The organism is Vibrio diazotrophicus (assembly GCF_038452265.1).
In the GTDB taxonomy this organism is placed as follows: domain Bacteria; phylum Pseudomonadota; class Gammaproteobacteria; order Enterobacterales; family Vibrionaceae; genus Vibrio; species Vibrio diazotrophicus.
Map to the genome: position 1 here is coordinate 1,415,525 of NZ_CP151842.1, position 12,913 is coordinate 1,428,437.

12 protein-coding genes, 2 tRNA genes and 1 pseudogene are annotated in these 12,913 nt (G+C 43.1%); 13 read left to right on the top strand and 2 right to left on the bottom strand.

Annotated elements, in window-relative coordinates:
• Positions 1–200 precede the first annotated feature (200 nt).
• The 4 genes from AAGA51_RS06440 to AAGA51_RS06455 all read left to right on the top strand — a co-directional run bounded on the left by AAGA51_RS06440 (position 201) and on the right by AAGA51_RS06455 (position 4,199).
• On the top strand, positions 201–1,820 hold the full coding sequence (locus AAGA51_RS06440; RefSeq protein WP_042488685.1) for an ATP-binding protein: 1,620 nt from the start codon (positions 201–203) through the stop codon (positions 1,818–1,820).
• Positions 1,817–2,497 carry a response regulator gene (locus tag AAGA51_RS06445; RefSeq protein ID WP_042488682.1) on the top strand — a complete coding sequence of 227 codons (681 nt, stop codon included), beginning with the start codon at positions 1,817–1,819 and terminating at the stop codon, positions 2,495–2,497. The genes AAGA51_RS06440 and AAGA51_RS06445 overlap by 4 nt, the downstream gene beginning before the upstream one ends.
• 82 nt (positions 2,498–2,579) lie before the next feature.
• Entirely contained in the window at positions 2,580–3,347 is a 768-nt protein-coding gene (locus AAGA51_RS06450; protein WP_042488679.1) for a substrate-binding periplasmic protein, read from the top strand.
• A 159-nt stretch (positions 3,348–3,506) separates the two neighbouring features.
• Entirely contained in the window at positions 3,507–4,199 is a 693-nt protein-coding gene (locus AAGA51_RS06455) for a DUF2726 domain-containing protein (protein ID WP_042488674.1), read from the top strand.
• Between the two features lie 13 nt (positions 4,200–4,212).
• On the opposite strand, the gene AAGA51_RS06460 is transcribed toward AAGA51_RS06455, so the two are convergent.
• On the bottom strand, positions 4,213–5,265 hold the full coding sequence (locus AAGA51_RS06460; protein WP_042488671.1) for a GGDEF domain-containing protein: 1,053 nt from the start codon (positions 5,263–5,265) through the stop codon (positions 4,213–4,215).
• Between the two features lie 290 nt (positions 5,266–5,555).
• On the opposite strand from AAGA51_RS06460, the gene AAGA51_RS06465 reads away from it, so the two are divergent.
• From AAGA51_RS06465 to AAGA51_RS22025, 5 genes and pseudogenes are all read left to right on the top strand, one after another.
• A tRNA-Val gene (locus AAGA51_RS06465) sits at positions 5,556–5,632 on the top strand.
• Between the two features lie 36 nt (positions 5,633–5,668).
• Positions 5,669–5,745 (top strand) — tRNA-Val (locus AAGA51_RS06470).
• 393 nt (positions 5,746–6,138) lie between these two features.
• Positions 6,139–6,291 (top strand): transposase, encoded by a 153-nt coding sequence (locus AAGA51_RS22020; protein WP_167828619.1) that lies wholly within the window; start codon positions 6,139–6,141, stop codon positions 6,289–6,291.
• The gene (locus tag AAGA51_RS06475) at positions 6,227–6,403 is read left to right on the top strand and encodes a hypothetical protein (RefSeq protein WP_342291555.1); all 177 of its coding nucleotides are present in this window, start codon (positions 6,227–6,229) and stop codon (positions 6,401–6,403) included. The genes AAGA51_RS22020 and AAGA51_RS06475 overlap by 65 nt, the downstream gene beginning before the upstream one ends.
• A 29-nt stretch (positions 6,404–6,432) precedes the next feature.
• A pseudogene (locus tag AAGA51_RS22025) lies at positions 6,433–7,184 on the top strand (IS3 family transposase); the annotation flags it as partial.
• A 26-nt stretch (positions 7,185–7,210) separates the two neighbouring features.
• Here the strand turns inward: AAGA51_RS22025 and AAGA51_RS06485 are convergent.
• The gene (locus AAGA51_RS06485; RefSeq protein ID WP_042488669.1) at positions 7,211–7,969 is read right to left on the bottom strand and encodes a hypothetical protein; all 759 of its coding nucleotides are present in this window, start codon (positions 7,967–7,969) and stop codon (positions 7,211–7,213) included.
• A gap of 303 nt (positions 7,970–8,272) precedes the next feature.
• Here AAGA51_RS06485 and AAGA51_RS06490 point away from each other — a divergent pair, with 303 nt between their 5' ends.
• The 4 genes from AAGA51_RS06490 (at position 8,273) to AAGA51_RS06505 (ending at position 12,904) form a co-directional block, all read left to right on the top strand.
• Positions 8,273–9,913 carry an ABC transporter substrate-binding protein gene (locus tag AAGA51_RS06490; protein ID WP_042488665.1) on the top strand — a complete coding sequence of 547 codons (1,641 nt, stop codon included), beginning with the start codon at positions 8,273–8,275 and terminating at the stop codon, positions 9,911–9,913.
• A gap of 65 nt (positions 9,914–9,978) precedes the next feature.
• The gene (locus AAGA51_RS06495) at positions 9,979–10,953 is read left to right on the top strand and encodes an ABC transporter permease (RefSeq protein WP_042488662.1); all 975 of its coding nucleotides are present in this window, start codon (positions 9,979–9,981) and stop codon (positions 10,951–10,953) included.
• A gap of 8 nt (positions 10,954–10,961) precedes the next feature.
• Complete coding sequence (locus tag AAGA51_RS06500) at positions 10,962–11,954, top strand: ABC transporter permease (protein ID WP_042488659.1); 993 nt, start codon at positions 10,962–10,964, stop codon at positions 11,952–11,954.
• The gene (locus tag AAGA51_RS06505) at positions 11,951–12,904 is read left to right on the top strand and encodes an ABC transporter ATP-binding protein (RefSeq protein WP_042488655.1); all 954 of its coding nucleotides are present in this window, start codon (positions 11,951–11,953) and stop codon (positions 12,902–12,904) included. Before AAGA51_RS06500 ends, AAGA51_RS06505 begins: the two co-directional genes overlap by 4 nt.
• Positions 12,905–12,913: the final 9 nt, after the last annotated feature.

Consider the following 12,913-nt stretch of genomic DNA (forward strand, 5'->3'; position numbering starts at 1 on the left):
CACTCTGTGATTCCTGCCAAATTTAGGCGATGTAATAAAACTTTGTTACTAGCTCTTTAGAAGTAGTTATCATTCGAATTTTCAGGGGCAAAATTTTGGTTATTTTCGAGGGTATTTTATTGCGATAAGTTGTTCACACTATTCGATACCTATTTAGCGCTGATGTTAATTAAGTGTTACTTTCAGCCCGGAGGTAACACATGACTTGGAACAGCATCAGCTTTCGTAAACGCCTGCTCATTATTATGACCCTATCAGGCCTGATAGAGCTGTTACTTTTAGTGGCAGCGGGCTTCGCTTATGTGAAACATAGCCAAGAGGAAGAAGTCGGGCTGAAAGCGCTCGGGGTCGCCTCATTTTTAGCCCAGTCACCAAGCGTTATTAATATGCTGCAGAGCGGTCAGGCTACGGCTGAACAACAAGAGCAGTTTCGAGATCTGACCCAATTGATTGGAGCCGCGTTTATCTCTATTGGCGATAATCAGGGTATCCGACTGGTTCACCCGCTGGATGAGCGTATTGGTAAACCGATGGTTGGTGGCGACAACTATAGAGCGCTGATTTCCGGTGAATCTTACGTTTCCTATGCCAAAGGCTCTCTTGGTAAATCGGTTCGAGGAAAGTCTGCAATACGCGATGCGAATGACCAAATTATCGGTGTGGTCTCTGTCGGCTATCTGATTGAGCGTTTACAAAATCGAATTGAACCGTTTCTTATCTATCTTACTGGCATGGCACTGCTTGTCGTTGTAGCGAACGTAGTCGTTTCCAGTTATGCCTCTCGTCGATTTCAAAGAGCAATTCTGGGCTTTGAGCCAGAAGAAATCGGACGTCTTTACGTCGAACTTGATGTGACCATGAGTACCATAAAAGAAGGTATTTTAAGCATCGATTCAAAAGGATATTTAAGGTCAATCAATAAAAGTGCCTGCGAAATTTTAGGCTTAGACAAAGAGAAAGCGCTTAATCGATTGTTAACCGATTCTCTGCCGGACAGTGACCTGTATACCGTACTGGAAACCGGCGAAACAGATAAAGATATAGAGCTGTTTTTGAATAACCAAAGGCTGATTGCAAACCGCAGCGCAATCATCGTCGACGGCGAAGTTGTCGGCGCGGTATCGAGCTTTCGTTTAAGGGATGAAATTAACGATCTTACTGAGCAGTTATCACAAACCAAAGAGTACGCAGAGATGCTCAGGTCCCAAACCCATGAACACCGAAATAAACTGAACACGATAAGCGGATTGGTTCAGATGGGTGAACTTGAAGCGGTACAACAGCTGATAGGTCAGGAAACGGCGCTGTATCAAAACTTGATAGAGTTTCTTCGCGAGACTGTGAAAGACCCATTGATCGCTGGATTGCTATTAGGCAAAACCGAAAGAGCCCGCGAGCTTGGACTTGAACTGTTTGTTGAACAAGGTTCGAAGCTAGAAAACTTGCCAGAGAAAATCAAAGCAGAAGACATTGTCACCATTCTGGGCAATTTGATTGATAACGCTTTTGATGCCTGTCTTTCATCTATCCGAACAGGGACATACATCTCGCCAGAGCGTCGTACTATTCAAGTGTCCATTAGTGACTATGGGCATGAAGTGATTTTAGAAGTGGAAGATCAAGGCTGTGGTCTACCAAAAGGGCTAAGCCAAGATCAATTGTTACAGAAAGGTGTTTCAAGCAAAGCTAAGCATAACAGGGGTGTTGGATTGTATTTAGTTAAGCAGCTTACCGATCGTTATCTTGGACATTTGGAAATGGTGGCGAATACCCCATTCGGGACACGTACAACGGTTTATCTACCAAAGGAACAACAATGAATACTCGGGTTTTGATCGTGGAAGACGATGTAGCCATTGCTCAGCTTCATAATAAGTACTTAGATAAAATCGAAGGCTTTGAAGTGGTGGGAATCGCCACTAGCCAATCGGAAGCAGAGATGCAGCTTGATGTTCTTAAGCCTAATCTGGTTCTTTTGGATGTATACCTACCTGATGGTACGGGATTAGATCTCATCCAGCGAATGAGAGGGAAGAACGACAGTTGCGACGTTATATTGATCACTGCGGCGAGAGAAGTCGAAACGTTGCAACAAGCGATGAGAGGTGGCGTGGTTGATTATCTGTTAAAGCCAGTGATATTCCCACGTTTAGAAGCCGCTTTGAATAAATACCGTTTAAGGCAGGCAGAGCTAGGGCGCATGGCCGATTTAGATCAGAACCTTGTCGATAAAATGATGACGGCGAATCTTGGTGATGAACCTAAACTCTACCGGCTTCCTAAAGGCATTGATTCTGTCACTTTGGATAAGATTCGTTTTCTATTTCAAACACCAATCAGCTTAACGGCAGATGAAGCCGGAGAAAAAATTGGCGCAAGCCGAACTACCGCCCGAAGATATCTTGAGTACTTGATTAGCACAGGTGAATTGCTAGCAGATCTTAAATACGGAACGGTCGGAAGACCAGAACGCAGCTATAAAAAGCTCGTGCGATAATGCGCAAATGCACTGCATTCTCGTCATAACCATCTAAAGTATAAGAAACCAATAGGTGAATATTGCTTCGGGGGAGAGTCAAATGTTTCGAAACTTTTTGATATCTTTGTGTTTGCTTCTGTCTGCAAATGTCGCAATAGTCGAAGCTCATCCTCTTGAGTCTTTGGTTTATTACACTGAAGACTATCCCCCTTTCAACTTTCGGGAAAACGGGGTAATTAAAGGCATTTCTGTCGACTTACTACACGAAATGACCTCAGCTTCTGGCGTAGAGATTCCCAAAAACAACATCATTTTACTGCCATGGTCACGTTCATATCGATCTGCTCTGATTCAAAAGAATAGCGGGCTGTTTTCCACGACGAAAACATCACACAGAGAAGACCTATTTCAATGGATCGGGCCAATTGATATCGCCAAGGTAGCTGTCATGGCGCGTAAAGGAAGCAACATAGTTATTAACTCGCCAATAGATATGGCGAAGTATCGCATAGGAGTCATGAGGGACGATGTAGGTGAACAGATGCTGTTTTCTTTAGGTGTCCCGAGAGAATCCATGCAAGAAGCAACACATATTAGCCGCTTAATTGAACTGCTTTATAAAAATCGAATAGATTTGTTGGTGTACGATGAACGCTCGGCAGGCTGGTTAATCGAAAGAGCCGGTTATGGAACGGGCAGCTTCGAGAGCGTATACACACTTGAGCAAAGTGAAATCTATTATGCTTTCAACAAAAGCGTAGATAAAACAGTGATTAAAGAGCTACAAAAAAATCTCGACAACATTAAAAATACAACAGATTCTCTGGGAAAAACTCGTTATCAGTCCATCGTCGAAAAATATCAGTAGCCATCGTTTTTAAAGTTCAAACGCTAGGCGATGAACGGCTGGTTCGGCATTGCTGTATCAACATCTCTCAAAAGTAACCATCAGTACTGGTTTTTCTACATAACTTCGGTTATGAATTAACGTGTTAGCGTCGTTTAGCTTAGGAGTCGGCTTTTTATCATGACCAACATTTTTATTGTTGTTGCCATTTTGGTTTTGTTTTTCTATATCATTCAGAAAACAGTTACTCGTCGTGACGAAACAAAAGACTTTGCATACAAGTCAAAGGGGGCAGCCCTGAATATGACAGAAAGTGCTTTTTATAACGCTCTGAAGACGGCAGTAGGTGATCATGGTGTAGTGCTAGCAAAAGTGAGTATGGCGAATCTCGTTGCCCCTACAAAAACTATTAATAAGAAAGAGTGGTTTATCGCCTACAACCGAATCGCGAAAAGTTATTTTGACTTTGTTGTTTGTGATGCTCGTACATTAGAGCCAAGAGTGATCATTGAACTTGATGACGGGAAGGAACTGAAAAAAGGCAAAGTTGAACGTGAAAAATTGCTTATTCACGTATGCAAATCCGCCAACATCCCACTGATTGGCACCAATGTGAAACTGAGTTACCAGGTAAGTAAACTGAGACGTTTGCTCGCTGCACATATTGACCTTATTGAATCAGATAAAGAAGTGCGTTTTTGTAAACGCTGTGGTAGCCCTATGGTGATAAAAACGGCTAGCCAAGGTGATTTTAAAGGGCGTCGATTCTTTACTTGCAGCCGTCAGCCACACTGCACATACACAGAAAACTACAACGTGGTGTTTGAGCAGGACAACTTTGATGACGACCCAAATATAGAGCGCCTAAACTAAGTTGATTTAATGGTTAACAGGTGCTGGTATCTTCTGTGAGATCTTTTGAAGCGCGACTCAAACGGACTTGATTACGTCCGTTTTCTTTTGCTTTATAGAGCTGAAGATCTGCGAGCTTCAAGAGATCACTGAGTTTGTCTCCGTCACTATATTCGCAGATGCCGACACTGAGTGTAATGTGAATTCTTTTATCACCAAAAGCGAACAAGTGCTGGCTCATCATTGAGCGGACTCGCTCTCCAACTTGCTCTGCTAGTTCAATCGGATGATCAAAAAGAGTAACGCAGAATTCCTCGCCGCCAATCCGATAAAGATTATCGTCACCGACCACTTGGCAAAGCAGGCGGGTGGTTTCCATCAATACTTTGTCACCAGCATCATGGCCATATTGGTCATTCACTTTCTTGAAATAGTCCAAATCAATAAAAAGCAGACAAAGTGTTGTTTCATCGTCTTTATGAGTTTCAAAATGCTTAAAAGTCGAAGTCAGGGACAAGCGGTTGTGTGCACCGGTTAATGAGTCTCGAGATGCTAGATAAGTAAGTGAATTTTCAATGTTTCTTCGGTTGAACTCGTAGATGTGAGCAATGATCCATATGCACACGTAACAAGCAATAAGGTTGGTAAAAGTCGGAAGTGCTTGCAACACTTGGTTCGAGTCTACTTTGTGGTAAATGCTGGTTAGGTGAATAAGAAGCACAGCAAAACAGAAAGCGCGGCCTTGTTTTATCCCCAATAGAGAATAAAAGAAAATAGGGAACAGCATTGTCCATACATAAGTACCATGTTCAATCGGCTGTGTATAAATAGAGGTCGATGCCACGAAGGTAAATAAGTAGACGAAGATTTGAATGTGATGTTTTTTATGCTTGTTTTTCTTAGCTAATTGATAAGCATAAAAAGAGTATCCCCCTAAAATGAGATCTAGCCCTGAGTGAAAATATTTACCAGTCACATGGAAGTGAAAAACCGCAAAACAAAGTGCAATAACAGACATGAAAAGACTGACTCCCGTTAAGACGGAAGCTCGTAGAGTGTGTGAGTTATCGAAAATATGAACGTCCATTCACTACTTTGATATCGGTTGTTATTGGTTATTTTTGGGTAAATTCAATATTACGTTTTTAGAGTAATCAATCAATCAGTATTTTGGGTCGGTGTCACAAAATTAAAGAGAAGTGGTTTACGAGCGTCTTATTAATAAGAAGCTATTTAGCGCGTATTAAGCGTGACTTTATAAGCACGGATAAAAAAACACCAAACTGTCTATAGAAGAGCCAATTAGTTCAAAAACATAGAAATTGCACTTGCATGCCTCAGGTTCAGTCGCTAATATCGCTTTCGTTCTAAAGCAGTGCGTCCGTAGCTCAGTTGGTTAGAGTATCGCCTTGACATGGCGGGGGTCGGTGGTTCGAGTCCACTCGGACGCACCATTCTTAAATCATTAAGAACAATAGAACACAGAATTTGGGTCTATAGCTCAGTTGGTTAGAGTACTACCTTGACATGGTAGGGGTCGGCAGTTCGAGTCTGCCTAGACCCACCAAATTTTATGCAGAGCCCGCTTTTTAGCGGGCTTTGTTATTTCTAGGTTTTACTTAGCTTCCATCAAGTCTTCTTATTTGAATTTTGCATATATATGCATTCAATATTCACTGAACTATACCTGATTGGGCACAGATGGTCACAATTGTGACCATCTGGTGACCATGCGATGTGCGATTCTATATATTTTCTAGTTATATTTAGCGCCATCTATTTAGCCAATAGATTTTCTTTTTAAAATCAGGTCGGTTATTAAACCATCCTCTGTCTTAAATTATTTATGAAATAAGTTGTATTTGTAAATGATTTAGGAAGTGGAGGAATTGTCCTGCTGACCATAATCTAGTCCAGTCTACACATTAGTAATGTTCATCCAACCAAGGAGATTATGAACATGAAAAAGCAATTCAATGAACAACAAATCATTACTATTTTAAAGGTAGCGGATGCGGGTATTCCCGCCCGAGAGCTTTGCCGTAAATATGGGTTCTCAGATACAACGTTCTACACATGGCGCAAAAAAATACGTAGGGGTGGATGTCTCTGAAGTCCGTCGGCTAAAAGCGCTGGAAGACGAAAATGCTCGATTCAAAACGTTGTTGGCTGAAACGCTACTGGATGCATCAGCCCAGAAAATTGCTCTCAGCCAAAGCTACTGACCGTCTAGGACAAGCGCAAGGCTATTAAAGTGATTCAGGAAGGCACACAGTTTTCAGAACGCAGAGCCTGTTTACTCGTTGATATTCAACGCGCATCAATTCGATATCAACCTCTGATTAACCGTGAAGATAATAAGCTTCAGCCTCGGATAAAGGAGTTGGCACTGGAGCGGCGTCGATTTTGTTATCGTCGTATTCATCGTCTTTTGAGACGAGAAGGATTTGATGTTAACCATAAGCGCATTTATCGCTTGTACTGTGAGTTGGGCTTAATGGTCAGCAAGCAGAGACGCAGAAAATCACGGTGGGCGGAGCGCGAGCCTCTCTTGCTTGCTTCCTTTCGTACCGAATCACAAGTGGTCTATGGACTTTGTGATAGATGCTCTGAATAACGACCGACGGATTAAATGCCTGACGATTGTGGATGATTACACAAAAGAGTGCCTGGATATTACTGTTGTTACGGGGAGCTCGGGTGATGAAGTCGTGATCTCGCTAGAGTCTATCGCTGCGTTTCGAGGTTATCCTTCTGCGATACGAACGGATCAACGGCCAGAATTTACAGGAAAAACCCTAGACCAATGGGTTTATCAGCATGGTGTGATTTAAAATTAATCCAAGCAGGGAGACCGAAGCCGAATGTTTGTATCGACATTTTTAACGGAAAATTCCGCGATGAATGCTTAAACGAACATTGGTTTAGCGAGCTAAATCATGCCTGTGACTTATCAGTGGCTGGCGAATGGATTGCAATGAAAACCGCTCCCACTCAGCATTGGATTAGTTACTGGGAGCAAGTCAAGTGAGTCATTTGCGACGTAATGCAAATGCGTCCGGATGGTAGGGCAAAAATGGATTAACTAAGCTAATGATTTTTTCATTACATTTCATATTGGTATAAAACATATGTTTATACCTACATAACTCATCGTTATTCTTTAGGTTTTCACATTCTTTTTTAAACGTTGTGTAAATGTCGTATCTTTTAGGGTTTATATAGTATACGACTGGTAGGTCGTAATAAATTGCTGTTGATTCTACTATATGAAAATTATTGATTTTAAGTTCATTTTCAGATATCAACTCAGAAATCTCAACTTTTCCTAGAGGTATATAATCTATTTCTCTTGTTTTAAGCAAGGTAACACAATGCTCAATGCTTTCACATTCTTTAACGTTATATCCATTAAATTTAAAAATTTCTTTATCCAACCAACATGAGGGTAAGCCAGCTCTAAGCTGTTGTAGTTTCTTTTTCTCAATAAAATGGAACGCTGAAGAATCATTTTCATTTATCAGAAAATTTCTAAATCCTAGATAATCACCGCATAGCGATATAGGTATTTCTAAGAAAGAGTTTGGTGTGAACTTAGTATTTCCAGAAATTGTGGTTGTTATATCAAATCCAAATTTGAAAATTTGTCCTTCAGAACTTTTAGTAGAGTAATTACTTTTGTTCTCAATGAGTTCATTGCCCGGAAATGCTTTTTCTATGATCTTTTCGGTGATAAATAGCTCATGCTTTTGCCTAATAAGTGATTTATTTCCGTTCCAGTACTTTATCATTACCAACTCTCCTTTTGATTCATCCCCAGTTAATGAATGTTAGCCAATTCATATTTGTAAAGAAAGCGATTTCTCAGTGAGCGAGGCTGAAAAATTACTTCTAATAGCAGACTCTAGTTTATAAAACATTAAGTCATGACTTTAAATTATTGATATATATGGCTAAAATTGTTGTTTTATCATTTTTGTGTGATCGTTGGTTTGTTTTGGGGATAAATTGATTGAAGTATCTTATCAAGATGACAAAATTACAGAAAGAAAGCGCTTTCTTGTTTTGAAGTGACAATAATTCAAGGACAATATATGAAACAGAAGATGACAATGCTAACGGCTTTACTAGCTTCTTCTCTACTAGCTGCGGGCTCTGCTAATGCCAACGAAATAAAGCATGGAGGAACACTTACAGTACCTATTATAAACACAGGTTTTGTAGAGAACTTCAATCCTTACACCACCAAAGATCTTTTGCACGGAGTGATGTATGAACCTCTTTTAGTATTTAACAATATGACTGGTAAAACCGATTTCCGTTTGGCTCAATCGTTCTCTTATTCTGATGATTTAAAGACTCTAACTCTAAAGCTGCGAGATGGTCTGAAGTGGTCAGATGGCACTTCTCTTACTGCAGATGACGTAGTCTACAGTTTTATGTTAACCAAAGACTTCCCTGCGTTCGACCAGAAAGGAATTTGGACCGGAAACAACTTACAAACCATTTCTGCGAAAGACAATACAACGGTTGTGTTTACGCTGAATGATGCAGACTCCACTTTTGTGTGGAACTTGGAGCGCTACCACATAGTGCCTAAGCATGTTTGGTCAACAGTGAAAGATTTGACTACTTTTACAAACCCAAACCCTGTCGGCAGCGGCCCGATGACTGTTGTTAAATACCTAAAACCACAACAAATGGAACTATGTCGTAACCCTAACTATTACCTAGAAGGGCGCCCATATCTGGATTGTATCAATTTCCGTTCCTACAACGATAACTCGCAAATTCAACCTGCGTTGATTAAGGGGGAAATTGACTGGGGTTCAAACTTCATTGCTGATGTTGAATCAACGTTCGTTGAGCAAGATAAAGCCAATAACCATTTCTGGTACCCGGCGAACGATGCAATTCACCTTTATGTAAATACTAAGAAGGCGCCGTTTGACGATCTGCGTGTACGCCAAGCTCTTTCTATGGCGCTTGATCGCCAAGAGATTGTTGACATTGGTGCTTATGGTTATCCAACACCTAATTACAACGTGGGCGGTATTGGTGAGTTGTACAAAACATATATTGATCCAAAAATTGAGCAAAAATATAGTTATGTAACACAATACAACGTCGAAAAAGCAAAACAGCTGCTTGAAAAGGCAGGTATCGTCGACCGCAATGGTGATGGTTTCCGCGATAATCAAGATGGTTCAGCCCTAGAATTTGACATCGAAGTGGTCAATGGCTGGACAGATTGGATTCAAGTGGTACAGATGGTCACTGAATACTTTGAAGATGTTGGCATCAAAGCCAACGTAAAAACAGTTGACTGGGCCGTGTATGACGCCAACTTGAAAGAAAGCAAGTACACAATGTCGATTAACTGGTCGATGGTAGCTACGAACCCAATTCTAGCTTACCAAGAATATTTCTTAACATCACGTATCGGCAAGACCTGGCATGCGGGACACGGTATTCACTCTCCGGAGATCGACAAACTGATTGAAAGCTTCGGTAAGACTGGTGATGCGCAGGAACAACAAGCGATTATTTCGAAGTTGCAGGAGTACACTGCAGAAAACCTACCATTTATCCCACTGTTTTCCAACCCAACCTGGTTCCAATACAGCACCAAAAAAATTGTTGGTTGGCCGAACTCAGAAAACCCATATGTTCAGCCAGTGTGGTACGACGGTGGTAAACGTGTGATTATTATCAACAATTTACACCTGAAATAAATAGTTTGTTTTTTTGTTGTCAGGAGCTATCACTACGTTGATAGCTCCTAAGTTAAAGGTGTGTTATGTCGTTTTTAGTTCGCCGTTTTGGCTTTTATTTTACTGCTTTCCTGATTGCGATTTCATTCAACTTTATGTTGCCACGTTTAATGCCAGGGGATCCGGTGGATGCTTTGTTTGCTGCAGCACAAGGTCGTATGGATCCGGCTCAGATGGATGCCGTTCGTGAGATGTATGGCTTTGTCGATGGAAACCTGTTTGAACAGTATCTGGCTTACATGAAGAGTGTGTTTACACTGGAGTTAGGCCCGTCGGTGCTTATGTTTCCTGTTAGTGTATTGGATGTGATTGCTATGGCTTTGCCTTGGACCATGTTCCTCGCTCTGGGATCTTTAATTGTAGCGCTGATCATCGGGGTGAGTATTGGGACTTACTCATCGTATTATCGTCAGGGTTTGTTTGGTCAAGTGGTACCACCAGTGTTGGCTTTCATCAGTAACTTTCCTTATGTCGTTACTGCACTGTTGCTGTTCTACTTCTTTGGTTTGAAGCTGGAGCTGCTGCCACTGGCGTACACCTACGATCCCTCGCTAGAGCCAGGTTTCAACCTAGAGTTTATTGGTAGTGTTGCCAAGCACGCCATATTGCCAGTGGGTTCAATGGTTGTCGTCGGAATTTCGACGTGGGTGTTTAACATGCGAAACGCGATGATAAACGTGTTGGGTGAAGATTACGTCACCATGGCAGAAGCGAAAGGACTCAGCAGTTTCCGTGTGATGTATCGCTATGCAGGCCGCAACGCCATTCTTCCTGTGGCTACCGCAATAGCGATGGCGATTGGTTTCTCATTCGCAGGCTCGATCATGACGGAAGTGGTTTTCAACTATCAAGGTTTGGGCAACATCTTACTTAAAGGCATTGTTGCACGTGATTACCCGTTAATCCAAGCCATCCTGTTGATTCTCGTCACAGCAGTACTGACGGCGAACTTCATTGCTGATTTGCTCTACGTCTGGCTTGACCCCCGCATTTCAAACTAAGGTGTACCATGGACAAGACAATCAATACTAATAATGCGTCCGAACCCAGTGAAATGATCGCTCGTGAGCCTCGTTTCTCTTGGAAAAAGACCAAAAAAACACTGGGTAAAATTTACGCATTTTTCTATGGCAACCCGCCAGCCATTATCGGTGGCTTGTTGCTGAGCATCATTCTCTGCGGTGCGTTGTTTGCGCCAGTATTGGCGACGCACAACCCAGAAAAGCGCGTTGCTCGCCCGCACGTTGCGCCAAATGCAGAATACGTACTTGGTACCACGCGCAGTGGCCGTGATGTTTACAGCCAAGTGCTGCATGGTGCGCGCAAATCACTGACAGTGGCCATTGCCGCAGGTGTGATTGCCATGAGCCTCGCCGTGATCATCGGTGTTTCGTCCGGCTACTTTGGCGGCAAAATCGATGAGCGCCTTAACTTTCTGACTAACGTTTTTCTGGTATTCCCACAACTGCCCTTGCTGATTGTTCTCGCGGCTTTTCTCGGCCAGGTCGGATCCTTAGTCATTACGGTTCTGCTCGGCATTACCTCCTGGCCTTGGGGGGCGCGCGTAATACGTTCGCAAACCATGGCGATTCGAAACAAAGAATTCATCATCTCGGCAGAAGTGATGGGCGAGTCAAAAATTCGCATCATCTTGGTCGAAATTCTGCCGAACCTCGTTTCAATCGTATTCGGTGGCTTCTTAGGCACCGTGATTTACGCCATGGGCGCGGAAGCAGGCCTAGGCATTCTTGGTTTAGGTGATGCAACCGAAGTGAGCTGGGGCTCCATGCTTTACTGGGCGCAAACTTCCTCGTCGCTCTACACGGGGGCATGGTGGGAGATGCTGGTTCCGGCGTCGGCACTGGCGATTACTGGCGGCGCGTTGGCACTGATCAACATGTCGATTGACCAAGTTAGTAACCCGAAACTGCGCACCGGTCCACACATCAAACTGTGGCATCAATTGGAAAAGCAAGCCGATAAACGTCGAGGTCTACTATGAGTCATTTACTTGAAATCAATAACTTGTGTGTAGATTACGTCTCACCAAACGGCGTTGCGCGTGCAGTGAACAACGTTAGCCTAACCATTTCACCGGGTGAAACCGTGGGTTTAGCGGGCGAGTCGGGTTGCGGCAAAAGTACCTTGGCTTTCGCGATTTCGCGTCTGCATAAAGCGCCAGCGCTGATCTCGGAGGGTGAGATCCTCTACAAAGGGCAAGATGTGCTGAAGATGAACGATCGCCAATTACGCGATTTCCGCTGGAACGATGTTTCGGTGGTGTTCCAAAGTGCGATGAACTCACTCAACCCAGTCATTACAATTGGTGAGCAACTGACGGATGTGATTTTGGCGCACCGTAAAGTGCCGTACAAACAAGCCCATGAGCGAGCGATTGAGTTACTGAAAATTGTCGGGATTCATGGCGATCGTATGAGCAGCTTTCCGCATCAACTCAGTGGCGGCATGAGGCAGCGTGTGGTGATTGCGGTTGCATTGGCGCTTGAGCCAAAACTGATCATCATGGACGAACCAACCACGGCGCTCGATGTGGTGGTTGAGCGAGAGATTCTCAACGAGCTGTATGAACTCAAGAACAAGTTTGGTTTTTCAATCTTGTTCATCAGCCACGATTTGAGCTTGATGGGTGAAATCGCCGACCGCATCGGCGTGATGTACGCCGGCAACCTGATTGAGTTGGGCGAAGCGAAGCAAGTGTTTGGCAATCCGCAACATCCTTATACCAAAGGGCTTATCTCATCGTTCCCGACCATTCACGGGCCGAAAGAGCGCCTTTACGGTATTCAGGGCAACCCAGTGAACCTGCTCAATATCCCAACAGGGTGTAATTTCCAAGAGCGTTGCGGTGTTTGCACATCGGTTTGTAAGCAGCAAGACCCCCATTTAATGCGTGCCGATAACGGCAGCCTTGTCTCGTGTCATTTGGTGTAGGGAGCGGAA

What these genes read in the sequence shown, in the direction of transcription:
- AAGA51_RS06495 (WP_042488662.1), top strand. Translation starts at nt 9,979, where the DNA reads ATGTCGTTTTTAGTTCGCCGTTTTGGCTTTTATTTTACTGCTTTCCTG.
- AAGA51_RS06450 (WP_042488679.1), top strand. Translation starts at nt 2,580, where the DNA reads ATGTTTCGAAACTTTTTGATATCTTTGTGTTTGCTTCTGTCTGCAAAT.
- AAGA51_RS06505 (WP_042488655.1), top strand. Translation starts at nt 11,951, where the DNA reads ATGAGTCATTTACTTGAAATCAATAACTTGTGTGTAGATTACGTCTCA.
- AAGA51_RS06500 (WP_042488659.1), top strand. Translation starts at nt 10,962, where the DNA reads ATGGACAAGACAATCAATACTAATAATGCGTCCGAACCCAGTGAAATG.
- AAGA51_RS06440 (WP_042488685.1), top strand. Translation starts at nt 201, where the DNA reads ATGACTTGGAACAGCATCAGCTTTCGTAAACGCCTGCTCATTATTATG.
- AAGA51_RS06485 (WP_042488669.1), bottom strand. Translation starts at nt 7,969, where the DNA reads ATGATAAAGTACTGGAACGGAAATAAATCACTTATTAGGCAAAAGCAT.
- AAGA51_RS06490 (WP_042488665.1), top strand. Translation starts at nt 8,273, where the DNA reads ATGAAACAGAAGATGACAATGCTAACGGCTTTACTAGCTTCTTCTCTA.
- AAGA51_RS06455 (WP_042488674.1), top strand. Translation starts at nt 3,507, where the DNA reads ATGACCAACATTTTTATTGTTGTTGCCATTTTGGTTTTGTTTTTCTAT.
- AAGA51_RS22020 (WP_167828619.1), top strand. Translation starts at nt 6,139, where the DNA reads ATGAAAAAGCAATTCAATGAACAACAAATCATTACTATTTTAAAGGTA.
- AAGA51_RS06445 (WP_042488682.1), top strand. Translation starts at nt 1,817, where the DNA reads ATGAATACTCGGGTTTTGATCGTGGAAGACGATGTAGCCATTGCTCAG.
- AAGA51_RS06460 (WP_042488671.1), bottom strand. Translation starts at nt 5,265, where the DNA reads ATGGACGTTCATATTTTCGATAACTCACACACTCTACGAGCTTCCGTC.
- AAGA51_RS06475 (WP_342291555.1), top strand. Translation starts at nt 6,227, where the DNA reads ATGGGTTCTCAGATACAACGTTCTACACATGGCGCAAAAAAATACGTA.